Source organism: Paraburkholderia hospita, assembly GCF_002902965.1.
Taxonomy (GTDB): domain Bacteria; phylum Pseudomonadota; class Gammaproteobacteria; order Burkholderiales; family Burkholderiaceae; genus Paraburkholderia; species Paraburkholderia hospita.
This window is the reverse complement of the sequence record NZ_CP026107.1, coordinates 241,324-266,182: the sequence shown is the minus strand read 5'-3', so window position 1 is coordinate 266,182 and position 24,859 is coordinate 241,324. Positions and strand designations below refer to the sequence as shown.

Here is a 24,859-nt window from a genome sequence, read left to right as displayed (position 1 = left end):
CTCCTGGTGGACTCAATTGGCGGTGATATTGGCGCGCTGGACGACCGTGGCCCATTGCTTGAGCTCGAACGAGATCTGGCTCTGAAACGCTGCGGGCGTGCTGCCGACCGGCTCGACGCCGTACACGGCAAATTGCTTGAGCAGCGCCGGACGCTTCAATGACTGCACGATGGCCTGATTGACCGTGTCGACGACCGCCGCAGGCGTGCCCTTCGGCGCGAGGATGCCCATCCAAAGCGTGCCTTCGTAGCCGGCCACGCCGCATTCGGCCATCGTCGGAACATTCGGCAGCAGCGGCGAGCGTTGGGCGCTGGCGAGCGCGAGCGGCTTCAGGCGGCCGGCGTTGAGCTGCGGCAGTGACGTGACGATGGTGTCCATCTTGATCGCCACCTGGCCGCCCAGCAGATCGTTCATCGCGGGCGCCGCGCCCTTATAGGGGATGTGCGTGACCTTAATGCCGAGCTTTTGCAGCAGCAACTCCATCGTTACGTGAGGCAAGGTGCCGATGCCGGCGGAGCCGTAGTTGAGCTGGCCCGGATGGGCCTTCGCATACGCGACAAAACCCTTGAAGTCCGAATACGGCTGCTTCGAATTCGCGATCAGCAGTTCGGGAATCTGCGCGGCGAGCGAGATCGGCGCGAAGTCCTTCTCGGTATCGAACGGCAGGTTGTGGAGGATCGCGGGATTGATCGTATGGTTGGGTGTCGCGAACAGCAGCGTCAGGCCATCGGGCTTCGAGCGCGCCACGCGTTGCGTGGCGATGGTGCCGCCCGCGCCCGGCGCGTTCTCGACTATCACGTGGGTTTTCAGTTCGGCACCCATCTGCACGGCCAGCAGGCGCGCGACGGAATCGACCGTACCGCCCGCCGAAAACGGCACGATGAGCGTGATGGGGCGATCGGGATACGCGCTGTGCGCCGCGGGCGCCACGCAGCCGGCCAGAGCCGCCAGCGCAATGCACACACGCCGCCGCAGATGAGGGGTGATCTTCATGACCGTCTCCGTTGGGGGATTCTGTGGATCCCGATTCATTAGTAGAGCGAGACGATAATGCGTGCGGGCTTGCCGGACAAATGATTGATTTTCACGGTCCCATGAATTGCTTGAGGTGAAGCGGCAACGCGTCGCGACGGTGAAAAAAACGAATCTCCCCAGCAAAACAATTCATTTGATACGGTAGAGGCCCCTTATTTAGACTATCTGCCGACCGACTGTTCGGGCAGGTTCGTGCAGTTCACCTGCCCGGCACACAGAAGCGGCCAACCTTGGAGACAGAAAGATGATTTTTCAACACGCCGGATCGCCGCTGCGCATTGCGCGCCGCCTGCTGGCTTCGCTTGTTCTTGCCACCGGCGCGACCGGCTTGTGCGCCGCGCCAGCGGCCGCGCAGTCGAAATATCCCTCGCAACCGATTCGCGTGGTGGTGCCGTTCGGGGTCGGCGGGCTCGCCGACATCACGATGCGCATCGTCGCGAAAGAACTGAGCCTGCGTTTCGGCGACAACATCATCATCGACAACCGGCCCGGCGCGGGCGGTATCGCCGCGGCCAACGCCGTGCTCAGCGCGGCGCACGACGGCTATACGGTCGCGCTGTTCGCCAACGGCACCGCGATTGCCGGCTCGCTGATCAAGCTGCCGTTCGATCCCGAAAAAGACTTCAAACCGGTTTCACGCATCGCCTACTTCGACTTGCTGGTGCTGGCGAAAGGCGGCGGTAAGCTGAATACCCTGCACGACGTGCTCGCGGCGGCCGCCAAACGGCAGATCACGATGGGCGCGATCAACCCCGGCAGCACCCAGAACCTTTCCACTGAACTCTTCAAATCCACCGCGAAGCTCAATGCGGTGGTGGTGCCCTATCGAAACACCGGCGACGTGATCTCGGGACTCGTGCGCGGCGATATTGACGTCGGCTTCGAATCGTATGCGGCGGTGAAGGGCTCGATCGCGGCCGGACAGGTCCGCGCGCTCGCCACCACCGGCTCGAAGCGCACGGCATGGCTGCCCGATGTGCCGACGGTGGCTGAAGCCGGTGTGCAGAACTATGAAGTCACCGGCTGGAATGCGCTTTACGTCGCAAACGGTACGCCACAGGTAGCGGTCGACACACTGAACCGCCAGCTCGGGGAAGTGTTGTCGTCACCGGCGCTGCGCACACAACTGCGCGCGCTCGGCACCGAGCCGATGGGCAGCACGCCCGCTGAGATGGCAAAGATTTTTCACGACGATGCAGTGAAGTGGCACGAGGTCATCGAACGTGCCGGCATCAAACCCCAATGAACAAAGGATTAATGTGCAAGCAAATCTGGTGGAAAACGACCTGCTGATCATCGACACGCACGTGCATGTCTTCGAACGGAACATGCCGCTCGTCAGCAACCCGCGTCATACGCCGACTTACGATTTCTCGACTGAACAGTTGCTGGCGGTGATGGACGGCAACGGCGTCAAACAGGCGGTGATCGCCGCGGCGAGCCCGTGGGGCGACTACAACGACTACGTGATCGCTGCCGTGCGCGGTCATTCGCGGCTGCGCGGCACGGTGATCCTCGAACCCGGCGTCGAACGCGTGGTGCTCGACGAGATGGACCGCGCCGGCGTGGTGGGCGTGCGCCTGCCGTTCATCAGCATGAGCACGCTGCCCGATCTGACCACGTGGGAATACCGCAAGCTGCTGCGCCGCCTCGTCGACCTCGACTGGCACGTGCATCTGCATCTCGACGGTCCGCGCTTGCCGCAGGTGCTGCCGCTGCTCGAACAGTCGGGCGTGAAGATCGTGATCGACCATATCGGTCGGCCCGATCCGCAGACCGGTATCGAGAGCGAAGGATTCAAGGCGATGGTGCGCTCGGTTGAAAAGGGCCGCACGTGGGTCAAGCTGTCGGGCGCGTACCGGCTCGGTGCGAATGCGCGCGAGTGCGCGCAGGAACTCTACCGCCGGGTGGGCGACGACAAGCTGGTGTGGGCAAGCGATTGCCCGTTCGTTGGCGCGGAAGGCCAATTCGAATACGCCAGAACCATCGAGTGGCTGCGCGGCACGATTACCGATCCGGTATCGCAGCGCAAGATTTTTGGCGAGAACGCGCAGGCGTTCTACTTTTCGTGAACGCAGCGGGTGACGGCTACGGAGATTCGCATGGATGACCTGATCGAGCGTATCGGCAAGGACCGGCTTGGCGGTGCGCTAATGGTCCTGACCGGCGCGGGCGCCGCGCAACAGGGCATCACCTATTCACTGGGCACGCTCGCCGCGCCCGGTCCGGGTCTGTTTCCCGGGGCGCTCGGCGTCTTGCTGATGCTGGTCGGTCTGGCCATCGCCATCACCGGCACACGCAATCCCGCTGCGGCGAGCGCGGCTGCACGCTCGCTCGCCGGCGCTGACGCCGCCCCGCCCGAGCCTGCGCCGCGGCCCGAATGGCGAGGCTGGTTCTGCATCGTGCTCAGCATCGTCGCGTTCATCGTGTTGGGCAGCCACGGCGGTCTCGTGCCGGCGAGTTTTGCGGTTGCCTTCATCGCGGCGCTCGGCGACCGCGACAACACGCTGCTCGGCGCGGGCATGCTCGGCGTGGCGATGGCGGTGGTATCGGTGGTGGTGTTCTGGTGGCTGCTGCAACTACAACTACCTTTGTTTCAGTGGAATTGATCCAATGATTGCGCAATCGATTCTGGATTTGTTGCAAGGCTTCGGCGTTGCGCTACAGCCTCATAATCTGATGTGGTCGTTCGTCGGTGTGCTGATCGGCAATCTGATCGGTGTATTGCCGGGCATGGGTGCGCTATCGGCGATTTCGATGCTGCTACCGCTCACGTACACCATGCATGCGGTGCCGGCGATCCTGATGCTCGCCGGTATCTTCTACGGTTCGCAATATGGCGGAGCGATCGGCGCGATTCTGCTGAACCTGCCCTGCCATCCGCCTCACGCGGTGACCTGTCTCGATGGTTATCCAATGACGCGCCAGGGCAAGGGCGGCACGGCGCTGGGCATTACGATGATTGCATCGTTCTTCGCTGCGTCGGTCGGGATCATCGTGATGATTTTCGCGTCGCCGCTGCTGGTGAAGATTGCCTTCAAGTTCGGGCCGCCGGAGATATTCTCGATCATGCTGCTCGGTTTGCTGGCCGGTGGGACGATGTCGCGCGGCTCGCCGCTCAAGGGCATCGCGATGACGATTTTCGGGCTGCTGGTCGGCAGTGTCGGCACCGACGTGAACAGCGGGCTAATGCGTTTCACTTTCGGCATGCCAGATCTGTCAGACGGCATTGAACTGGTCGCGCTGGCGCTCGGGTTCTATGGCGTCACCGAATTTCTGCGCAACGTGAACCGGATGCATTCGGTGGGCGGCACCACCACGCTGCGCATGCGCGACATGCGCCCCAGCAAATCGGAACTGAAGCAGGCTTTCTGGCCGATGATGCGCGGCACAGCGGTCGGCACGCTGTTCGGCGCGATGCCGGGCACCGGGCCGACCATCACCACGTTTATCGCCTACGCGCTCGAGCGGCGTCTGTCGAAGAATCCCGAACGCTTCGGCCAAGGCGCGCTAGAAGGGGTCGCGAGCCCTGAAGCCGCGTCGCACTCGAAGACCCAGGTCGATTTCATTCCGACCATGAGTCTGGGCATACCTGGCGACGCAGTCATGGCGCTCATTCTCGGCGCGCTACTGATTCACGGCATCCAGCCGGGTCCGCAACTGATTACCGAGCACGAAGATCTGTTCTGGGGGTTGATTGCAAGCTTCTGGATCGGCAACGTGCTGCTGGTGTTGCTGAACGTGCCGATGATCGGCGTGTGGGTGAAGCTATTGCGCGTGCCGTATCGTTTTCTGTTTCCGTCGGCGCTGTTCTTTATCTGCGTCGGCGTGTACAGCACGAATAACAGCCTGTTCCAGGTCGGTGAGGTAGCGGTGTTCGGGCTGATCGGCGCGTTGCTCGTCGCCCTCGAATTTCCGGTGTCGCCAATTCTGCTCGGCTATGTGCTGGGGCCGATGGTCGAGGAAAACTTCCGGCGCGCGATGCTACTCTCACGGGGCAGCCTGACGATCTTTACCGATCGTCCGATTGCACTCGGCTTTCTGATCGTCGGCACATTGCTGATCGTGGGCCAACTGTTCTTCGCGTCGCGCACCTGGGTGCGCCGGCGCGACGAGGCGCGTATCCGGCTCTTGCCGGAGGCTGCAACAGCGACCGACGACTGAGCGGGAGCGACGACTGAGCGGGAGGCCTGGCTGATTGTCAGCGGGGTCGAGTGTCCTGTCTGCGGGCAGGACACCCGGTTATGCGTGCGCCTTGTCAGTACTGGCCGGTCGCTGCCACGCGTTGAATGCCGTCAGACGGTTGCCGATGTCCTCGATGATCATTTCGCACAGCGCGGTCGCCGCGGGCACCAGCAAGGTTTCCGGCCGCATCACGGTAGCGAGGCAGCGCGTGATCTGCGGCTCGACGAGCGGCAGCGCCACGACGCCGGGGTAACTGGTGGCTGCGAGACACGGCACAACCGTCAGCCCGAGGCCGGCGCGCACAAAGTCGATCGCGGCACCGGTGTGCTGCGTCTCATACCCCCAGCGGTATTGCATTCGGCGATTGCCGAGCGCGTCGTCGATTGTCGTGCTGTTGCCGGCGTGCAGACTGATGCGGACCAGTGTTTCGTCGATCAGATCGTCCCAGCGCACCACCTCGCGTTCGAGCAGCCGGTGGCCGAGCGGGCAGACCAGCGCGAACGGCTCCTGCGTGAATCGCTCGATGGCGAGATTGAAACGTGTCGGCGCATTGACCGATATGCCGAACGCCGCCGATTCGGAATCCACCAGTTCGGCAATCTCGGCAATCGAGTTGTCGAACATGCGCACCGCGATGTCGGGATAGACCGTCGCAAAACGCTTCAGCACGTTTGGGATGTGCGATGTGGCCAGGGTCGGCAGGCACGCGAACGTCAGCCATTGCGGCGCGCTGCTGCGATGCTGCCGCAACGTGTCGTACGAGCCTTCGAGTTCACGGATCGCGCCGCGCACGCGCGGCAATAATGCGCGGCCGGCGTCGGTCAACGTGAGTTCGCGTGTCGTGCGCGCGATCAGGCGCACGCCCAGCCCTTCTTCGAGCTTGCGGATGCGGTGGCTGATGGCGGTCTGCGACAGATTGAGCTGCACGGCGGCGGGCTGGAAGCCGCCGTTTTCGACAATGCTCAGAAAGGCCTGCATGCCCAAGAAGTCGATTTGCATCCCGCGATAGTAGCGGCAAGGTTTCGATCCTGCAATTCTGGCTTGCCCGGGGATCGCTGAGTGGAAAAGCACGGGCCAGACTGCGGCACGGACCGGCCGAAGTGGCGGCGGCGCGGCGGTCCGCAACACAGGATTGCGCTGTATGGCAGGCCGTGCAGACGCTGCGGTCCGTCAACCGCCGGCTTTACGATTGATTGTGCCGCCGCCGTTTATCCCGGCCTTCGTCGTTGTTGACGGTGCGTATGGCCGAAGCCGGAGACCGCGCGAAACCGGGATGAGACTGAAGAACGAATATCGTGGCGCGGCGCGCGACCACATGTCGACTGAATTTCAAGCAGGACAAGTCTATTCAAAATCCACGGGCAGCTTGAACGATGCGACAGTCATTCCCAGCTTCTCCGTCTGCTCTTCAAGTGACTGCGCTGCGAATGCCCCTTGTTCCACGACCGCAACGTTTCGCTGTGTCACTTGGTCCATCAAGATGACCGCCTGATTCACCTGTTCGATACCTCGACTTTGCTGTTCAGAGGCATTAGCAATCTCCGTCACCATTTGAGACGCATGTTCAATAGCAGTCTTCATCTCATCCATTGCTGCGCTAACCCGAGCAGCTTGCTCGGACCCGTCGCTAGTCGTTGCAACAGATGAGACGATCAATTCCTTGATTTCTCTCGCAGCAGATGCCGAACGTTGCGCGAGGCCGCGCACCTCACTTGCAACAACGGAAAATCCTCTTCCCTGCTCGCCCGCACGGGCTGCCTCAACGGCGGCGTTCAGAGCCAGAATATTGGTTTGGAATGCTATCCCTTCTTAAGCCGACAGGTGCGAGCCCTTGAGCTGGAGTTCCGGCAAGTGCTCCTTGAACGCAACGGACGCGGAGTGACGCTCACGGAGCCCGGGCGGCGACTGCTGGAACACAGCCGGAGCATCCTTGCCCAGGTAGATCGTGTTCAATCTGATATGGAAGACGGCCGTGGCGAAGCAACGGGCAGGCTCGTGGTCGCTTTGCCTCCAAGCGTCAGCTCCGTGTTGACTGCCCCTCTCGTGCGAAGATTTCGCGAACGCTTTCCGAAAGCGACTCTGTGCATCCTGGAAGGACTATCGGCCTATTCGCTTGAATGGCTGACAATTGGACGCGCCGATTGTGCAGTGGTGTACACGAATGCAACCTCGGCGACGGTGGAGCTTTCCCCGGTCCTGAGCGAACAGCTGTATCTGGTTTCTACCGGCCCCGCTGCCCGATCTGCTGGAGACGTTCTGATAGGAGAGCCCGTCAGCCTCACGCAAGTAGCGCAGCACCAGCTTGTCATGCCGAGTCGACCCCACTCGATTCGACTGCTGCTCGAAGGTGCAATGGCTCAGGCTTCGTTGAAGCCGAACATTGCGCTAGAGATCGAAAGCATCCCCGCGATCCTCAATCTGGTGCGTGATGAGCATCTACATGCGGTGCTTTCTCTGAAGGCGGTTCAATCTGGAGGGCAGCAACAGGACTTCTATGTGCGTCCTATTGCCGATCCTCCGCTTCAAACCACGATATGGATTGCGACGTCAGCCCAACGTCCAAGCGGACCTTTGCTCGAACAGGCGATTCCGTTGCTCCGCCAGACGTTGTGTGACTTGTGGGACACGCGCCTCTGACAATTGCGGCGCGAAACCGCGCGCCGGTAAGCAGACCGGCTCGCTTGGCGGGGCTGCCGTACTGGCGTCGTATGCCTACGAACGGCTGGACGGTTCGCGGTATTTCCGCGGCGTGCGCGGCCCGGCACTGAGCTTGGAAGCGCGTGTGCTGGCGGCATCCCTGGCCTGGGTTGCCTTGCGCTCGCCGCGACCCTGGCGCGCAGCAATGACGGACGAAGCAGCCAGCTCGAATGTTCGACACGCGCGGCCGCGACGCTCAAGGCATCGTCGCTGGGCCTGATCTAGCCGCATCGCACGACGCCCCCTCGCCGGTCCACCTCAAGGAGACGGCTCGGCCAGCACGATGTCCGGTACGCCTCCCGCCTGGACCATGATGTAGACGAGCGCCTCGTCCGTTTCGTTCTTGACGTGGTGGACGACGCCCGGATCGACCGAGTAGAAATCATGCACCCGGGTGCTCTCGACACGACCGTCGATGTTCCGCTCCACGGTCAGGACGCCACGCACCACGAGAAACTGATCGCTGACATGCGTGTGGTGATGCCATTGCGTCTCACCGCCCGCTTGAATCGTCGTTTGCAGGACCGTACAGCCGTCCTCGCGCAGCAGTGTCCGATACTGCACCTTGCTATTGGCCAGCGCGATATCCTTGTCGTCCATCTTGTTCTCCCGTATGCATCGATGCCGCCTTGCTCGCCGGTCCGGCTACCGAGACACGGCGGATGTGAGCAAACCGAGTGGCAAGCGCCGCCCGGTTCCTGCTTGGTTCATGAAGTCTCGGTACGTTTGTGTCGAAATCCGCCCACCGCCCACCAGCAGCCTGCGATCACGAAGTAGACGGCGCCCATCGCCTCACTGGAAACCAGCACCCCGGCCAGCGCCGATCGCGCGCCGCTCGAGAGCATGCCCCATTGCGTGCCGGAGCGCCTCCCGCGACGAACGGCATAAGCGAGCTGAAGCAATCCCGAGAACACGGCCCAGGCGCCGTAGGCACGGGGCAGCCAGCTCACCATCGCGACAGTGACAAATTGACCAACCGACATTGCACTCATCCTCCTGGCATTCGGCAAACCCTATCTGAGGGGGCCGGCTTCCGTGGGCTCGACCCAAGTCGTTGCCTTGATGGTAATCATGGTATGCGACTGAACCCGGCGGCATCGGTCAAATGACCGATGCCGCCCGAACGCCCGACCCGCACGTAGAACGAAGGGAATCTGTCTCCGTCGCGCCAGGAATTGTGTCAACCACGGGAGCCCAGTCCGTCGTAGGCCGTAACAAATCTGTCAGTACCTCTCCCTGGCAACCACGCGCCAAAGTGGGATGGTGTATCGCGGTAGGAATGCTCATTACTGAGCATCCCCTGCCCAGATCCGTACGTGCCCAATTCGGACTCGGGGACAACGTGGTTTGCTAGACCTTCGTTGTAAGAGACTTGCACTCTTTACTCCTTGCCGGTCTCCCGGCGCACTGACAGACTTATTTCGATCTACGATTCGGGGGCGCAAGAAGTCCCATCGGCCAGACTTTCCTCGAGTTCGCCTCTTGCTTAAGCGCGGTAACTTAAGTAATGACGGCGCAAGCCGATAACAGGTACACCCGGGAAAGGAACGAGCCTGTGGAAGGTTCCTCTAGAACGCCCGGCATCGGCGTTGTCGCGTTAATTTTTCTGATATTGGGAATGTTATGCCATTTCAAGAAGTTGCGATCTTGGATGATAACGGGGGTGGAAATTTTCCATCTGAAATGAGGAAATATTTCAATAAATGCGGTCGCGCGTACTATAAGGGATCACTAAAATTTACCGACGCCAAACACCACGCCAGGCTCGTACCGATTTTCCATGAGGAATGTCTGGAGGATGACAAGCCACAGACATACGCGCTCCTCCAGAAGGTTCGGAAGGCGATGCGGCTTCCCGGCATCCCTCATCAATATAATAATATGCCGGACCACCGTGGTGAACTGGGTGCGCGCTCCATACATCAGAATGAGTACGGCTATTTGCCGTACAAGAATGACGCGCCGGCTGGCCGGCACTCGATCGGCGCTCCTGTCATCTGGCACGCCGCGACGACGGTTGGCGCTCTCCCAAATAATCAGGCATCAGCTAACGCGGTTACGAGGGGGCAGTTTATGGAATACACATGCGCAGACGGTATGCACGTGAATTGCCGACTTGTCGTCGACTACCGTTTTAGTTTTGTCTATATGACCTTTGGACATTATCATGCGGATTCATTTGCATTACTTATCCGTTCCAGCACGGAGTTGAATTTTGAGGTCTTGCCCACTCTGCCAGTACTAGATGCCAGCTTCGTGCTCTAAGGGTAGTAAGCGCAAGTCGCCCAAGAAGCGTAAGCAGACAAACCGTCTGGACTGTCGAGCAACAGCCCGGGCCGTTGAGCTTCGGGTGACGGACGTTCGCGAGCGAAGGGCGCACGCCGGTTCGAATACACTCGCTCTACGCAAGCGGCGCGAGGTCGATCACACCATGCCGCTCGCCCTCGTTGATTTCCGTAATAAAGCTATGCATCGCCGCCGCATATCCGGGCCACAAGGAGTATTCGAGCGCAGCCTGCCTGGCGCGGAATTCGATGATCGCTGCCTTGTTCTGACGTCCCCCGTACATCACGGTATCCATTTTGTCGCCCAACCCTGCGAGCCCACGCAGGCGATGGCCGAGTTCCGGATTGCTATCCGCCCACAGCGCGTTGTCGTCGCCGCCCAAGGGATGCTCGGCGGCGCTCAACAGGTCCCGGCCTTCGACCATCGCCTCTAGCCAGGCCTTGCGGGTGATAGGCAATGTCACTGGCTTCGTAGACAGGTTCCCGCGGTCGGTGATCTTGCGTTCGACGACCATTCCCTCCGGTTCAACCCCGGTCGCCGGCATGTTCGGCATCCTCGACATCAGGTGCCTGCACACATATTCAACCCATTGCGCCTTGCCTTCATGCGTCCTGTAGTAGTCCCTTTCTTCTTTCGGTAGGTCCTTGAAAAGCGCACCAAAGCTGGTGCGGGACATCAGCAGGAAAAGATACTTCACTGCCCCCACGCCTTGCTGGGTTGGCGAGTAGCCCCGCCGGAGATAGGTCATGATCATTGTCAGCAACCCGCGCATCTTCGCACTCGGCACGTGACCGGGCCAGTTCGGATCGCGCATGTTCGTGTGATCAAGGATGATGGGCTTGAGCAAGCCTGCATATCCCCGCGCACCGCCGCCTTCGCCGCCGAATATCACGCTCGCGAAATGCGAATTCGGATCTGCGAGCAGACGCCAAAGCTTGCGCACGCGCGCCAGCCGGATGCCGCCCGTCACCTGCGTAATCGCCTCGATTGGCTTCATCCGCAAGTCCTGCTTGATATGGATAATGAAGCGGTCGTTAGGCGCACGGAAGGTGCCAATCGGGAAATCTGCCGCCGTGAGGAAGCTCTGCATGTTTCGCTTGTTGAGCATGCCAACGAAACCCGTCAGGTCGTTCATGACCTGCGTCAGCTGAATCGCCCCGGCCGCATTCTCTTCCACTTCCTTTACTACCCACTCGATTTCTGTGCCGTCGACCGTCATTGACCAGCCCAGGCCGCCTCTCACGACGGCGGCCTTAGGGTAACTCGTGGTGTTCGCGGCAATCCACTGATCGTTGATAGCCGTACCGTGGACAGGATTGACCCCATCATTCAGCTTGTAAATGTCCCAGCCAGTCGCGAACTCGAAACCCACTGCCATGGCAGCCTCTCCACGCCACCCGCGCTACCGCGGACGGCAACTTGTTTTCAATGAATTTGGCGCTCTCAGACAACCCGCACGGAATGTAACAACCAGTGAGCGAGTCACTCGACTTCGAGCATCGCAAAGAACCTCGACATATCGCCGTCAGTGCGTACAACTTCACGCATGAGTTCGGGCAGCGACATCTGCCCCCAAGCGACCGCGCGTCTCAACAGGAATGGCGTCGGGCTGTGCGGCTCATGTTCCGCCAGATACCGCGCCGCCAGCTCGATCAACTGATATGCATCAGCGCGGCTTTCGACACCCGCAAAAACCGGCTTGTCGCGAGCCACGGCAGACTGCAGTCCAACCGGTGCATCCTGCAAAACATCACTCATCCCGTTCTCCCAGGACGGCAGTTCCGCCCTCGTATGCGCGGCGTTGTCCGGTGTATCCTGCTGCGTCGCTGGCGGCGCCACGCGCACCGCCCGGTCACCTAGCAGGCTGGTTACGGCACGCGATAGCCGCATCAATACATCTGTCACACGGCCAAGATGCGGCGCATCGTGTTGCAGCAGTGTGTCGAGGAGACGCTCGAACGCGCGCCAGTTCTGTTGCGCAATTTCGAGCTGCTGATGCAGCGTCGTCAATCCGGCAAGGTTGTTACCTTGCAAGACGTGTTTGTCGAGCAGGTCTCGCGTGAGATCGGCCCCGTCTTCGTCGCTGCCTTCCATGATGACGCGTTGCCATTCGTCCAGATTCACGTGTGCGGGTTCGCGTCCTTCGATCGTGAGGAGTGGCACATGCAAGGTCAACACCAGCGCAAGCGTGTCATTGAGCCAAACGAACGGTGCGACACGCGCATCGGCGTCGCCGTCTTCGAGCGCGGGCCATGCGTTTTGCCAGTAATGTTCTGCGAGCATCGCCATCACACGCGTGCCCGCCGTAAAACCTTCGATACGTTGCTGATGTGTCCATGCTTCACACAGCCAGGCGGCCAGCTGAAAATCCTTGCTGCGCGTGCAGAGTGCTTCCGTGCATAGCGCCGCGACACGCTTCCAGTCCGCCTTGATCAGCGGGCGTTCCCATTCGCCCATCGGCACGCTCGCATCGTCGTGCGTGCGTGCGTCGCGAATCTGCTGGTACAGCGGCTCATAGCGCAGCGACACACCTGCACCGTCCCCCTCGCGCACGGGCGCAAGTAACGCCTCCAGATCGATTTCGAAACCGGTAGTGACATCCATCGGATATGACTGTTTCATAACGCGGTCCAGTCCGGTGCGCGCACCGGGAAGCTGCCAGGCCACGGCAACGGTGTTTTCTTGCCTGCGGGCATCAGCGCGAGCCGCACGAATACGCGTCCGTGCGCCTGCTTTGGCAAGAGAGCGAGATTGGCGGGATTGACGGTGCCAAGCGGGAAGTCGAACTTCAGCAACTGCGCGGTGCTGTCGCCGCGCGGGCTGGTATCGGCGACACGTTGGCGATTGATGAACGAAATCAGCGCCCACGGGTCGGAGAACTGCCATGTCAGCGTGCGGCCATCGGTCGACAGCGCGCGTTGCTGCGGATCGGCAGACGCCGTCAGCGGTGAATCCTTCGCAAAACGCAGCACGAGCGAGACAGGCGTGCCGTAGTCCCAGTGCACAGTGTGGGGCGCTTCGTTCATCGAAATGCTCTGCGAGCCGACCGTCAGCGTCCAGTCGATCACCTGATTGGCTGCGATCTCCCCGCCACGGTTGGCGCGAAACTCGACATTCAGGTCGTAACCGTTGGGCGTGCCGTCGTCGGATGGATATAGCGGCGCGAGCAGCGTTTTGACCTGATCGAAATTGTCGATGAACTGGCGCAGCTTGCCGCCCGCCACGCTCGCCTGAGCAGCGTTGCCGCGCGTTGCGTGGAATGCCTCCGACACAGGCGCATACCGTTTGAGTACCTGCCCGAGTTCGCCAAAATCGGCCGAAACCGCGTCGGCACGCGTGGCGACATGGATCATGCTGCTGTTGTCGAACGGTTGCCGACCCGCCACGGTTTCGTTAAACGCAGAAGCGAAATTCGCCCATCGCTGGCGCAGATCAAACACGTAAGACTCGCTGCAACGCGCAAGCAACCGGTCATAGAGCCGCGCGTGCAGGATGGCGAAGTAGTCACCGTCACCATTCGTGGAAGGCCGACCTGTGAATTTCGACATGCAGCCCGCCGGACCCGGGTCCGCCGCCACGGACAGCGCGAACTGTTCGAGACGCAACAGGCTGCTATTCGGATTTTTGAGCTGGTAGCGTTCGAGATCGCGATTGATGGCCTGCCAGCGCTGCACCAGCGGAGCCGTCGCGCTGCTCGCGTCGAGCGCTGCCAGATACACGGAAGCCTGTTTGCCGAGGGACAACGCGCGCGCTGCCTGCTGGTCCAGATACGGCGCGAGCGCTGAGGCATCGGCAACCCCGAACGCCGCGAGCACGGGAGAGCGTCCGCTACGTACGCCATCGCTGCCACTATCCTGACGCGTCATGTAAAGCTCTGACTGGGTAAGCGCATTATCAACACGCTGCAAATGCGCGATCGCATCGGCCGACACGAGCATTTCAAGATCTTCGAGTTGGGCGTTCGCGCCCAGCTCCGTCAGCAATGCTTCGATGCGCGCGAGCCGCATGCGCGCGGCGTCGAAGGCGGCGCTGTCGAGATCGCCCTGCGCTGTCGTCACGGTCGCCGCGGCAGCCGTTTGGTCGAGGATCAGCCGCGCGAACTGGAGATCGAGCGCCTCCTCGATCGTAGGACGCATCGTAGCGGGCATATTGGTCATGCCTTCAGCAAGGAAGCGCTTACGCACGTCACCAAGGGCCAGCGCCTGGTCGAGTTGCGCGCGGTCCCAGACGATCGTCGAGCCGTCGGTGAGCGTCGGCAATTCGCGATTGCGTGGCGCTACCATGAACGGCTGGTTCAGCAGGCTCGACAAGCCGTCACGCATTGCGGCACGGTCGGGCGAGATGCTATAGCGCGCATCCTTGTCGACCCAGACAATACCGCTATTCGTCCCACCGAAACGCAGCGCCAGTTCGCTCCGGAAAGCCTGGAAGCCTGTGTCGTCCCGCTGCCGGATCTGCGCCGCGAGGTCCGCGCCGAGCAGGCGGTTTTGAGCCACGCGCAGGAGCGTGCGGTCGTAGGCCGGGCCTGGCGTGAATTGCGCCTGATGAAGCCAGCTACCCTTACCCGAGGCAAGCAGATCGCGCTGGGCATCGATACCAGCCACGATCGCGCGATAACCCGCGGTAAGCCTGGTGAAGTCGCTAGCTCCCGCGTCGGAGACCGAAAGCGTGTTGAGGTTATCCGTCACCGTCCGCTCTGCGACCAGCAGGGGATTGTTCGTGAACAGTCCGCTATCGACTTGCCGTGCACCCTTATCCAGCGTGCAGCGCAGCGCCTGCTGCACGGGCCCAAGATCGATACCCGACGTGCGCGCGGCAGCCGTACCATTCTGCTCGCGATAGAAGTACGGCAGGCTCCCGGACACGCTGCCCTGCAACTCCGCACCAAGCGCGTAGCGCACCACGAGGCGCAATGCGTCGGCGTTATCAGCGGCCGGATGCTGGAGCCGCTGCAGCGCCTGCAACGCAGCGTCGAACTGGTCGACATTATTCACGTAGAGCTGCAATGCGCGCATCTGGGGAAGATCGTCAACGGCGAGGCTCGGCGCGGCGCTGGCATCGGCACGCACACCGCCAGGCGCCGCGCAGTCGTCGCCGGCAATCATCTGTCCCGTGCTCGGATCGCGCCCCACGCCCGTCAGCTGACTCACCCTTGCATACATTTCCCGCTCAAGCGCGGCGACGGCGATTTCGCCGAACTCGCGCTCGAAGCGCTCCTTCACGCGTGCATTGAGGTCATCGACGATGCTCCAGGAGCCTGGCATGAGAACCGTCCACGTGCTGTCAGTCTTCAGATGCTGGTTGAGCACGATGAGGGCGAGCGCCTTGCGCCGGTACCAGTCACCAGGCAAATCCTGCCCCTGTTGCGCAGCCGCGGCGCGCTCGCCTGCATCACGGCGCAGTGAGCCGAGCGCCGCGACGAGTTCGCCATTGCGGTGGCTTAGTTGCACGGTTGCGACCACAAGGCCGATGCCCCAGCCGCCGAGCAGCGCAATGCTGCCCCAGCGCAGTGCGCGGTTCATCACGGGGCGGGTCAGATGCTGTGAGCGCGACGGGCGCGTCAGCCCGTATTCGAGGAAGATTTTCTTCTCGAATAGATCGCGCAGGAAAGCCGGCTGCAGCATCAGGTCGTTGATCGCGCCGCCTGGTTCGTGCCGTCCGTCGCCCATGACGGCATCGGTGTGTTCGGTAGCCGCGCCGTCGGCATAGAGCATCACACTGTCACGTTGCGACCCGGAAGCCGGGGGCAACGCCTCGAGTTGCGCGACCTCTTCGCCACCCTGCGTCACGCTCCATTGCGCGAATTCGCTCGCGTCGCCCGTCAGGTAGATGCCACGGAAAAAGAACGGTTCATGGTACGCGCTCATGCGCAGCAGCTCGTCGACGTAGAGCTGCAGTTGCGCACGCATCGCATCGATGCGCGAAGGCAATTGCAGGAACTGCCGCGCGTCGAGGTGTGCTGAATCGAGTGCGAAGAGTTCGGCGCTGGCATCCGATACCGATCGCATCACGCTGTTCATCGCCGTGTCGACCCAGTCGGGCTGATAGGTAGTCGATAGATCGTACGGCGACGACCAGCCGAGCATGCTGGCCCGCATTGGCTCAGGCAGTGCACGCGCAAAGGTCGAAAAGCCGGGCAAGGCCTCGCAGCCGGTGATGACCACGTAGACGGCAAAGCGCATCGCGAAACGGTTCTGTGCGAGCCAGAGCCGTCGATGCGCCAGCTTCGCGTGGCGCACGAGCTCAAGACGTGCGTCCGTGTTGTCGGCCAGCAGCGTTGCTGCCGGCACCGTGATCACCACGGAATCGAACGGCCGCTGCTGCCGGTAGTTGCGGCACAGGCTGAGAAACTCGTCCCATGGCTTGCCGTCGCCATCGTCATCCGGCGAGCCGAGATAGGCCGCCTTGATATCGACCACGATGCCGCGGTCGAAGAAATGCCACGAGATGCCTTGCGTGGCGGCGGGGCTCGCTGCGTCAGCACCAAGCACACTGGCCACGCCCGCCTGGGCGATAGGCAACGGGCGCGGATCATCCCCTTCGTTGAGGATCATGATCCACGGAATGTTGTAGCGCTCCGCACGCGAAGCGATGTTGCCTTCGATCAGCTCGACCGCCTGGCGAAACGCACTGCGCAGCGAGTCCGAACGCAGGCGCACGATCTTGCGCTCGGTTTGTGGCTTCGCGTGCGAACCGTGGATTGCGAAATACAGCACGGCGCCCAGCACGACGCATACGACGAGCGTGAGTAGCGCGATCGAAAGCAGAAACAGATTACTCGTCAGCATGGGCGCACTCCCGCAAGCGTCAGGCATCCGCGTGACTGCATCGAAGCTACAGAGTCAGGCCCGAAAGCTGGCACAAAACAGCGAACATTCATGAACTTCTCCCCGTCACCGGGTCGGCATGCAACGCGTCCCGTACGGGCCACGACTGCCACAGCCACAGCATTTCGGAAATGGCCAGCAGCGACACTGCGGCGAGCATCAGAATCACGGTCCAGCGGCTTACTGTGGGCAGCTTGCGCGGCGCGACGTGCGACACCGTGTTCCCATAAGCAGCCTCGGAAAGCACGCGCTCGCGTCCGCCCAGGTCGGGGCGGCGCTGATAAACGAACTCGTAGAGTTCCTCGCGGTAGCTGCGCAGGCGCGCCGCCGCGTCGGTGTCGCGAAAGCGTCCCTGGAAGCCCATCGCCAGCGCGAACAGATAGAGCCGCGCGAGGTTGCGGTCGGATGGTTCGCGGTCCGACAGCAGTTGCTCGATGCGACGAAAGATCTGATCGCCCGCGATGTTGGTACGGAAGAGCGTCGATTCAAGCAGATAGCCCGTCCAGCGATCACGCCCGGCCCACTGCGAATTCAGCAGGATTTCGTCGGCCAGGACCGCTTTCAGATAGCGGGCGTCGGCGATTGTCTCCATCTCGAAGCGCGTACTGTCACGCCGCGACTGTAGCGTCTGGATTTCGAGCAGATCGAGCAGATGACGACTCATGCTCCGCGCGGCGAGGTCCGGGTCGGCATCCGGCAACTCGGAAAATCGCGTCTGCGCCCTGACGAGCTCATCGAGAAACGTGCGGAACTGCTCCGTCACGAGATCGTCTTCATCGGGTTCGGGTCGGTTTCGTGCCATGCTCAGGTTGCCTTGATCGTTGCCTTTGTGTTCGCGCACGTGGTCGCGTTCGCGACTGCCATCGTTGCGCGCATCATCCCTTTACGAACAGCAGCATTTCCTGCGGTCGCTGTGCACTCGCGCCCTCGTTGGGGTTGCCGATCACCAGCAGCTCGCTCGCCAGCACCAGCGCGTGCTCGGCCTCAACCTCGAACAGCAGGTAACCCGAGCCCGAACGCAACCCGAGGTCCTCGGCATAGTCGATCCCGCGCCGCGCAGCGCCCAGCACGCGACGGCTGCGCAATGACGCATAGACCGACTGGGAGCCGATGACGGCACCGTCCATCCACGCCAGCAGATCGCGATCCGACTGGCCGCGCAGGCCGACCACCAGACGCTCGCCGATCCAGTCCGGATGCAGCGAGATTTCGAACGCGCCGTGGCGGAATTCGAACTTGTGCTCGCGGTACTCTTCGTTGACTTCCGACATAGATTCGCGCAGCGATCGCAACAGCGGCGTGAATACCGAAAGCGGATCAGCGTGATCGTAGTCGGCGGGCACAGGCGGCAGGCCACCGGGTTTGAGCATCGCGAGCGATCCATTAAGCGACGCCAGTGACAGGTAGAGCGAGAGCGGATGAAGATGCGGCGTGCGCAGCGTCGCTTCGGCGAGCGGCAATGCGCTCAGGAGGCTCCGCAAGCGGTCCTTGAGTTCCAGTTGCGTCAAGCGGTCGTCGACTTTCGACGAGGGATTTGCGGTTTGCCGCGCAACGAACGCAGCCTTGCCCCGCAGTTGCCCGAGCAAGGACGCAACGCTCGTCCACAGCGGATTGTCGCGCGCCACTTCCAGCAACGGCGGCAGATGCTCGCCGAGCCGCACCACCTCGTTGTCCTTGTACAGAGAACCGAGTCGTAGATACACATGCATCGCCGAGGGCAGTTCACCTGCCGCGAGCTCGAGATTCGGCATCAGTCGCGGGATATCGGCGGGCGGCGCGTCGGAGACCTGATCCTCGACGGGTGCACTCGCGCTCGAACGGAAGCGCTTGACCTGGGCACTGCGGCGCATCGTGGCCGCGACGGGCAGAACCAGATAGAAATCGATCGGACCGTTTGAGAGCGCTGCCGCGAACGGTTCAAGCGGCAATTCGAGGCGCACCGCACCTTCCGCTTCAGCGCTGTAAGTGACGGCCGTGCCGTCGGGCATGATCGCGTCGAGTTCGAGCACACGCAGCAGACCCGCGGGCAGCAGGCCGTGGTCGAACACCAGACGCCGCACACCCCAGCTGAACGGCGCGGCCGCGAGCGTCTGCCATGCAACGAGCGAATCGATGCGCGACGCCATCTGCTGAAAATGCTGGGGCGAGAGCAACATGCCCTCGAACCATTCGATACGGTCGGTCACCGCCATGTTGGCGTTATGCATCATTTCGCATCCAGAACGGAAAAGTTGTTGCCTTCGAGCTGCACCACGATGTGGCCGCTGAAGTGCTCGATCCGCACGCGATGCGCGCCCGGACCTTCGTAATTGGCAAATACAAACGCGCCGGCAACACGTGGCCCCGAAAAATCATCGCCGCTCACCTCGACGCGCTGTCCAGGCACGATCTCCCAGCTGCGATAACGCAGATTCTTCGGATAGGTGCTGACGAGATCGTTGCGACCCGCGAACCATTTCGACGCCGGCATCTCGGCAATACGGGCAAGCATCGCGTCGTCGCTCACGAGGACGATGTCCACGGCCACGGCGCTGTTGTTGTTCAGTTCGTCGCTGGCGCTCAACGTCACCTGCGACCATTTCGCCTTCTCACCACTCATCCCGAGGAAGCTGCATCCCCCGAGCGCACCCGCGAGGCACGCCGCTGCGAGGAGCCCCGTCGTTCCCCTCGCCAGCCGCCTGCATGAGCGCGTCCAGTCGCGCGTTAATGCGCGCATCCCACCGTTGATCATCTCGATCCCACTCCAATTCCCATCACCACGATCAGTGAAGCCACCATCACGACGCAGCCCGCGGCAAGCACAAGCTGTCCGCGCGTGAACGTGAAGCGCAACACGGGGTTCAGTTCGACTGCGCCGCGCGCATCGACGGCCGCCACTCGCTCCGAGGGCAATCCCGCCGAAACCAGTGCGATCACCATACACACCGAAAGCAGGCTCAGCACGTTGCGCGGTCCCTCGCACATCAGATCGACAGTGACGAGGAGGATGCCTGCTGCTTCGACGGGCAGATTGAGTAGCGACAGCACCAGCCCCGTATAGCCGACAGTCGCGACACCGTTCTGCCCGGCCGATACGAATGCGGCAATGACGGACGCCGCACAGATCACCACGATCTCACCCGGGCCCAGCGGCCGTTCGTAGAGGTTGGCAACGAACACCGTCGCCAGCGTGTAATACAGCGCCGAGCCGGCCCGTACGAACACCGAGCCGAACGGTACGACCAGCTCTACGACGCCGCGGCTAAATCCGAGGCGCTCACTCATCGCTTCGATGGTGTGGGGAATGGGCGCTGTCGCGCTGCCCGACGTGAGTCCGATCAAAAGCGGCGCCTTCAGGCTGCCGAGTACCCGCAAGAATGGCTGTCCCGCGCGCGCTGCGATCGTGCCGATCGCCACGGCCGAGAGCACGATGATGGACACGGCGAAGCACAGCAGCAGGCCGCTCATCGCATCGAGGGTCGCGCTTTGCGTGTGCGACGTCAGATTTGCCGCGACCCCGAGTACAAGAACCGGGATCAGCAGGTTCGCATGCGCAATGATGGTTTCGAGCGACCGATAGACACCCTCGAACACATTGCTCAACATCTTCGTCTTCTCGCGCGAGAGCGCGGCGAACGCCATGCCGAACAGAAGCGTGCCCGTCAGGATACCGAGGGAGCGCCCTTCCGCGAGCGCGCGATAGAAGTTGTCGGGAAAGATATCGGCGATGCTCAGTACGCCAGGCGTTGCTTCACCGCTACTGCCACCATGATCGAACAGCGTTACGCGCACCTCTTCCGCATCGCTGGCGCTCTTGAGCACGAGTTCGCCAAGGTGCGCATGCGCTGCCGCGGAAAGGTGCTCGCCAGGCATGATGAGCACGCCCATCAGCGTGCCGACGATTGCGCTGACCACCACCAGCCCGAGCGCAAGCGCGACGATCGTGCCGACCCGCGTGCGCGGCTTCGGCAAGGCAATGACCTGCCGCAGGCCAAAGAATGTCGCTACCACCAGCAGCGGGATCGCTGCCATGTTGACAACCGAGAGATACAGCTGGCCAATGAAATATGCGAATTGCCCAACGGGCTCCGCGAACACGCCGCACAGGCCTCCCACCGCCAGGCAGACGATGAGGCCGAGCGTGCTTTGCGAGAGCGTTCGGAGCGTTCTCATTGCGGGCGGTTCCAGCCACGCTCGCACGCGTATTTCACGGTTGCACGTGCCAGTTCGAGCGAGCTGTCGATCAGCGCGAGTGGTGGCGCGGCGATACGCTGCGCTGCCAGCGGGATTTCAGTGCAGGCCATCAGCGCCATCGTCACGCCTTCTTCCGCGAGCATCGTAAGAGCGGTCTCAAGATGTGTCGCGGCTGCATCGAGGTCTCCGGACTTCACTTCGTCGATGCAGTCGGCTACGAGCGGCTGCATCGTCTCGTCCGGCGTGACGGGTTCGATGTCGCGTTCGGCGAGCGCGCGCTGATAGAAACCCGACACCAGCGCGCCGCCCGTCGCGAGCACAGCTACGCGTCGTGCCGTGGATGGCACCGCGGCTACGCAGATCTCGGCGATATTCAGCACGGGGGCAGCACTGTGCGCACGGATCTGCGCATACCAGTGGTGCGCCGAATTGCAGGGGATCGCGATCAACCCGACGCTGTTCCTGTTCAGCATGTCGATGCCCGCGAGCAGCGCCGGCAAAGGATCCGCACCATCGTCGAGAATCGCGCTCGAACGGTCTTCTATGTGCGGAAGATTTGCCACGAGGAGCGGCAGATGCTCCTGGTCGCGGCTCGCTTCCGTCAGCCGCACGACCTTGTCCATGAAGTCCACGGTCGCAAGCGGCCCCATGCCGCCAAGAATGCCGATCAATGCCATGGCGGGTCCTAGATCTTCAACGGACGAGGACAGATGACGGAAACGGCGGCTGCATTTCCGATCACGAGAATCAGTGTGCGCAGCATGTCGCAAATCGGATCGACGGCAAGGAACAGGATGAACGCCGCCTCGAACGGCAGACGCAGGTACGAGCATGTCATGCCCACGAGCGAGACGGTAACGAGCCCCGTCATTCCCGCTGAAGCGAACCCTGCCAGAACCGACGCGAGCAGAACGGTGGCCACCTCGACCACGCCGAGCGAATGGCCGTACAGTTGAGCGATGAAAAGCGTTGCACACACGTAGTAGACCATTGGGCCGACACGCAACAGCGAGATCGTCAGCGGCACGAGCAGTTCGACGCGCGAACGGGCGAAGCCAAGGTTGTCGACCAGACTTTCGATCATGCTCGGCATGCACGCCGCGCTGTTGCGGGTAGCGAGCGCGAGTGCGAAAGGCGCGCGCAACGCGTCGAGCGTCTTGCCGAGGCTATGCGTCGAGCGCTTCCAGATGATGACTGCCGCAAGCACCAGCAGGAGCGCGGAGGTAATGAAAAACGCCAGCACGAACTGCAGCATCGCATGCAGCGGGCCGACGCCGGACTTGCCCAGTTGTGCCGCGCTCATACAGAACAGAATGAGCGGCAGCGCGTAGCTCAGCCAGTGCATCAGCTTCTGGCAAGCGTGATAGATCGTTTCCAGCGACTGGCTGAGCCCTACGGAAATACGCTCCGGCACCCGCCCTACGGCAAGACCGAACAGCAGCGCAAAGACCAGCGCCTTCAATGCGTCACCGTTGGCGAGCGCGGCGAAGATGTTGGTTGGCACGAGGCTGGTCAGCACGTCGGAAAAGTTGAGCGATTTTTGCGGCAGATCGGCGCCGTACAGGTTCATCACCGTGTCACTCGACGAACTATCGCTGCCCACCATCAGGCCAAACGTCTGCATCGTGGCCGTCGAAATGTTCGCGCCGGGATGCATGATCAACAGCACGATCGCGCCAACGACCGCGACCGTTACCGATGCACCGAGGAATACCGTAATCACGCGCATCAGCAGACGCGAGGTGCCGCCATCGCGAAAGAGTCGCTGCAGGCTGAAGATCACCGCCGAGATCATGAACGGCAAGGTCGTCATCTTCAGCAGATCGACGTAGATGTCGCCGAGAAAGCCGAGCTTCTGGGACGCCTCGGGTGCGAACAGGCCGAAGGCGCCACCAAGCGCGAGACTACCGATGACGACCCACGGGTTGAGCACGAATGCGTAGATCCTGCTGGAATTCATTGTTCTGGTCTCTTTTTACGCGCTATTTGAATTAGTGATCGGCGGCCTGCAGGACGGTGCTAACGTCCAGCTTTGTGCTACGGTCAGCGAGGAACTGATTGACGAACGAAAGCAGGGCCGGCTCGTTCACGTTGACGCCAATGGCGAGCGTGTCTTCGAGATCCTGCAGCGTCACGACACGCAACCGCAGTGAAGCCGTGGGGTCGACCTTGAGTACGCGCTTCACTTCAAACTCGTCGCGATACGCAGCGGTGACGTCCCCGGCATTGAGCGCCTTGAGCACATCCTCCCAGGTCGCATAGCCGCGAACCTGCGCGTGGGGGAAGTTGTTGACCACATAGCCCGCATATGACGAGTTCGCCACCACGCCGATGGTGCTGTCGTATGAACGCACCACTTCCGGAACGGACCGGCCGTGCGCGAGCTGCGCGAACTTCACCCGATTGAGCAGCAGCGCGCGCTTCAGGCGCAGATAAGGCGTGCTGAAGGCGATCACCGTCGCGCGGGACAGCGTACGCGAGAGCTTGCTGACGGCGATATCAGCCTGCCCCTTGGCGAGCAGACTCACCGTGTCGTCGAACGTGTGCGCATCACGGTTGAATCGCACCTTGACGCGGAGCTTTGCCGCCATCTCGCGGGCGAGATCGATATCGAGCCCCGTGAGCTTGCCGTCATGCTCTTCAAAGAACGGAGGCTGATCCACCGAAAGGACAGCGACCACGAGCTCCCCGCGGCCGATGATGCGCGCGAACTCCGGCGCAAGCAGTCGCCCGTCCGGCATCTGTACAAGACCTGTCGACGTGACGACGGGCGCGCTGGCGGGTGCCGACGCGGCGGGCGCGTTGACCGGTTGCGGCGTTGCGGCGAACGCACCTTGGGCAGTCGCGCCCGCAACCAGCAACCCAATCCCCGTGAGGCATCTGCCAAGCGTGCGCCGAAGGCTATGCATCAGGCTCCGCGCATGCATGCGGCGGGCGTCGTTGCGAACGGAGGTGAGGAGAGAACACGACATGAATTTACCGGTTTCAAAGAGTCGAAGAAGCGGGAAGCGCAGCCATGTCGGCAGCAGCCGGCGATGACGGTTGCGCAACGACAACGGGCGGTGCGGTAGCGGCAACCGGCGGCGACACGTGTGCGTCGTAGGCGGCCGTCTCCGCGGTGGGCGGCGAATGATTCATGCGCGCACCGATCTCCATGCCCAGCAGAAACAGAAGCACGCACAGCAGGACTGCACAGGTGATGGCAATCGTCACCATCCGCGAAGTCATCGAAAAAACGTATTGCATGGTCTCCTCTCACTCAGGCGGTCAAGGTAGTGAACTGCGCCGGCGCGACGACCTGGATCACGCCACCCCACGCACAGGTCAGCTTCGAGGAGTTTTGCAGAGCCGGCATCGATCCGATCAGCACTGTCGGCGAGCCGGGCGCCCACGGCGCGGGCGTAACGGGAATGCACGGCATCGGCGTGAGCGCGCCCAGGGCGGCTGCCGTCGCGGCAGCCACCATCGGGTTGGCCATCGAGCTGCATTGCCCGAAAGGCATGATGTTGACCATTGGCGCGCAATCCATGATGTTGGCCGTCGGCGCGCCGCACATCACCCGGTTTGCAGGCAGCACCTGCAACGCCGACGGCGCGACGCCGAAACTGCATTGCAGCGTGGCGCCCGAAGTAACCTGAATCCCCATATCTGCCTCT

General features: G+C 62.1%; 22 protein-coding genes and 2 pseudogenes. 7 read left to right on the top strand and 17 right to left on the bottom strand.

Annotated elements, in window-relative coordinates; all coding sequences use genetic code 11:
- Positions 1 to 12 precede the first annotated feature (12 nt).
- Positions 13 to 993 carry a Bug family tripartite tricarboxylate transporter substrate binding protein gene (locus C2L64_RS34385; RefSeq protein ID WP_007584455.1) on the bottom strand — a complete coding sequence of 327 codons (981 nt, stop codon included), beginning with the start codon at positions 991 to 993 and terminating at the stop codon, positions 13 to 15.
- A 286-nt stretch (positions 994 to 1,279) separates the two neighbouring features.
- Here C2L64_RS34385 and C2L64_RS34380 point away from each other — a divergent pair, with 286 nt between their 5' ends.
- Genes C2L64_RS34380 through C2L64_RS34365 form a run of 4 tightly spaced genes read left to right on the top strand, consistent with a single transcriptional unit; the run spans position 1,280 to position 5,199 of the window.
- Positions 1,280 to 2,281 (top strand): Bug family tripartite tricarboxylate transporter substrate binding protein, encoded by a 1,002-nt coding sequence (locus C2L64_RS34380; protein WP_007584454.1) that lies wholly within the window; start codon positions 1,280 to 1,282, stop codon positions 2,279 to 2,281.
- 13 nt (positions 2,282 to 2,294) lie between these two features.
- Positions 2,295 to 3,107 (top strand): amidohydrolase family protein, encoded by an 813-nt coding sequence (locus C2L64_RS34375; RefSeq protein ID WP_007584453.1) that lies wholly within the window; start codon positions 2,295 to 2,297, stop codon positions 3,105 to 3,107.
- Between the two features lie 30 nt (positions 3,108 to 3,137).
- Positions 3,138 to 3,644 carry a tripartite tricarboxylate transporter TctB family protein gene (locus C2L64_RS34370; protein ID WP_007584452.1) on the top strand — a complete coding sequence of 169 codons (507 nt, stop codon included), beginning with the start codon at positions 3,138 to 3,140 and terminating at the stop codon, positions 3,642 to 3,644.
- A gap of 4 nt (positions 3,645 to 3,648) precedes the next feature.
- Complete coding sequence (locus tag C2L64_RS34365; RefSeq protein WP_007584450.1) at positions 3,649 to 5,199, top strand: tripartite tricarboxylate transporter permease; 1,551 nt, start codon at positions 3,649 to 3,651, stop codon at positions 5,197 to 5,199.
- Between the two features lie 78 nt (positions 5,200 to 5,277).
- Here C2L64_RS34365 and C2L64_RS34360 read toward each other — a convergent pair whose 3' ends face one another.
- Together C2L64_RS34360 and C2L64_RS34355 are read right to left on the bottom strand one after the other, a co-directional pair.
- Complete coding sequence (locus C2L64_RS34360; RefSeq protein WP_236674332.1) at positions 5,278 to 6,198, bottom strand: LysR family transcriptional regulator; 921 nt, start codon at positions 6,196 to 6,198, stop codon at positions 5,278 to 5,280.
- Positions 6,199 to 6,564: 366 nt separating this feature from the next.
- Positions 6,565 to 7,029 (bottom strand): annotated as a pseudogene (locus C2L64_RS34355) (methyl-accepting chemotaxis protein); the annotation flags it as partial.
- Between C2L64_RS34355 and C2L64_RS34350 the strand changes: the two are divergent.
- Positions 6,910 to 7,857, top strand: coding sequence for a LysR substrate-binding domain-containing protein (locus C2L64_RS34350; RefSeq protein WP_007584444.1), 948 nt, complete (start codon positions 6,910 to 6,912; stop codon positions 7,855 to 7,857). The pseudogene C2L64_RS34355 and the gene C2L64_RS34350 overlap by 120 nt on opposite strands.
- Before the next feature lie 19 nt (positions 7,858 to 7,876).
- Positions 7,877 to 8,095 (top strand): annotated as a pseudogene (locus C2L64_RS34345) (HD domain-containing phosphohydrolase); the annotation flags it as partial.
- An 80-nt stretch (positions 8,096 to 8,175) separates the two neighbouring features.
- Here C2L64_RS34345 and C2L64_RS34340 read toward each other — a convergent pair.
- Together C2L64_RS34340 and C2L64_RS34335 are read right to left on the bottom strand one after the other, a co-directional pair.
- Positions 8,176 to 8,517, bottom strand: a complete 342-nt coding sequence (locus C2L64_RS34340) for a cupin domain-containing protein (RefSeq protein WP_007584442.1) — start codon at positions 8,515 to 8,517, stop codon at positions 8,176 to 8,178.
- A 107-nt stretch (positions 8,518 to 8,624) separates the two neighbouring features.
- Positions 8,625 to 8,900 (bottom strand): DUF308 domain-containing protein, encoded by a 276-nt coding sequence (locus C2L64_RS34335; RefSeq protein ID WP_007584440.1) that lies wholly within the window; start codon positions 8,898 to 8,900, stop codon positions 8,625 to 8,627.
- 664 nt (positions 8,901 to 9,564) lie between these two features.
- Here C2L64_RS34335 and C2L64_RS34325 point away from each other — a divergent pair.
- Entirely contained in the window at positions 9,565 to 10,182 is a 618-nt protein-coding gene (locus C2L64_RS34325; RefSeq protein ID WP_131542632.1) for a hypothetical protein, read from the top strand.
- 136 nt (positions 10,183 to 10,318) lie between these two features.
- Here C2L64_RS34325 and C2L64_RS34320 read toward each other — a convergent pair whose 3' ends face one another.
- The 12 genes from C2L64_RS34320 to C2L64_RS34265 all read right to left on the bottom strand — a co-directional run bounded on the left by C2L64_RS34320 (position 10,319) and on the right by C2L64_RS34265 (position 24,849).
- Positions 10,319 to 11,581, bottom strand: a complete 1,263-nt coding sequence (locus C2L64_RS34320) for a hypothetical protein (protein ID WP_007738533.1) — start codon at positions 11,579 to 11,581, stop codon at positions 10,319 to 10,321.
- A 104-nt stretch (positions 11,582 to 11,685) separates the two neighbouring features.
- Positions 11,686 to 12,825 carry a type VI secretion system protein TssA gene (gene tssA, locus C2L64_RS34315; protein ID WP_039900818.1) on the bottom strand — a complete coding sequence of 380 codons (1,140 nt, stop codon included), beginning with the start codon at positions 12,823 to 12,825 and terminating at the stop codon, positions 11,686 to 11,688.
- Positions 12,822 to 16,991, bottom strand: a complete 4,170-nt coding sequence (locus tag C2L64_RS34310) for a type VI secretion system protein (RefSeq protein WP_007584425.1) — start codon at positions 16,989 to 16,991, stop codon at positions 12,822 to 12,824. The genes tssA and C2L64_RS34310 overlap by 4 nt, the downstream gene beginning before the upstream one ends.
- A gap of 88 nt (positions 16,992 to 17,079) precedes the next feature.
- Positions 17,080 to 17,832: a DotU family type IV/VI secretion system protein gene (locus C2L64_RS34305; protein WP_007584422.1), complete on the bottom strand. Its 753-nt coding sequence runs from the start codon at positions 17,830 to 17,832 to the stop codon at positions 17,080 to 17,082.
- A 73-nt stretch (positions 17,833 to 17,905) separates the two neighbouring features.
- The gene (tssK, locus tag C2L64_RS34300) at positions 17,906 to 19,240 is read right to left on the bottom strand and encodes a type VI secretion system baseplate subunit TssK (RefSeq protein WP_039900817.1); all 1,335 of its coding nucleotides are present in this window, start codon (positions 19,238 to 19,240) and stop codon (positions 17,906 to 17,908) included.
- Positions 19,237 to 19,761: a hypothetical protein gene (locus C2L64_RS34295; protein ID WP_039900816.1), complete on the bottom strand. Its 525-nt coding sequence runs from the start codon at positions 19,759 to 19,761 to the stop codon at positions 19,237 to 19,239. Before C2L64_RS34295 ends, tssK begins: the two co-directional genes overlap by 4 nt.
- A complete protein-coding gene (locus tag C2L64_RS34290; protein ID WP_007584418.1) occupies positions 19,758 to 21,182 on the bottom strand; it encodes a dicarboxylate/amino acid:cation symporter in 1,425 nt (474 codons plus the stop codon). The genes C2L64_RS34295 and C2L64_RS34290 overlap by 4 nt, the downstream gene beginning before the upstream one ends.
- Complete coding sequence (gene cuyB / locus C2L64_RS34285) at positions 21,179 to 21,880, bottom strand: cysteate racemase (protein ID WP_007584416.1); 702 nt, start codon at positions 21,878 to 21,880, stop codon at positions 21,179 to 21,181. The genes C2L64_RS34290 and cuyB overlap by 4 nt, the downstream gene beginning before the upstream one ends.
- 8 nt (positions 21,881 to 21,888) lie before the next feature.
- Positions 21,889 to 23,163, bottom strand: a complete 1,275-nt coding sequence (locus C2L64_RS34280; RefSeq protein ID WP_007584414.1) for a dicarboxylate/amino acid:cation symporter — start codon at positions 23,161 to 23,163, stop codon at positions 21,889 to 21,891.
- Between the two features lie 31 nt (positions 23,164 to 23,194).
- On the bottom strand, positions 23,195 to 24,112 hold the full coding sequence (locus C2L64_RS34275; RefSeq protein ID WP_007584413.1) for a substrate-binding periplasmic protein: 918 nt from the start codon (positions 24,110 to 24,112) through the stop codon (positions 23,195 to 23,197).
- Between the two features lie 76 nt (positions 24,113 to 24,188).
- Positions 24,189 to 24,449, bottom strand: coding sequence for a hypothetical protein (locus tag C2L64_RS34270; RefSeq protein WP_007584412.1), 261 nt, complete (start codon positions 24,447 to 24,449; stop codon positions 24,189 to 24,191).
- Between the two features lie 13 nt (positions 24,450 to 24,462).
- Complete coding sequence (locus C2L64_RS34265) at positions 24,463 to 24,849, bottom strand: DUF4280 domain-containing protein (protein WP_007584411.1); 387 nt, start codon at positions 24,847 to 24,849, stop codon at positions 24,463 to 24,465.
- Positions 24,850 to 24,859 lie beyond the last annotated feature (10 nt).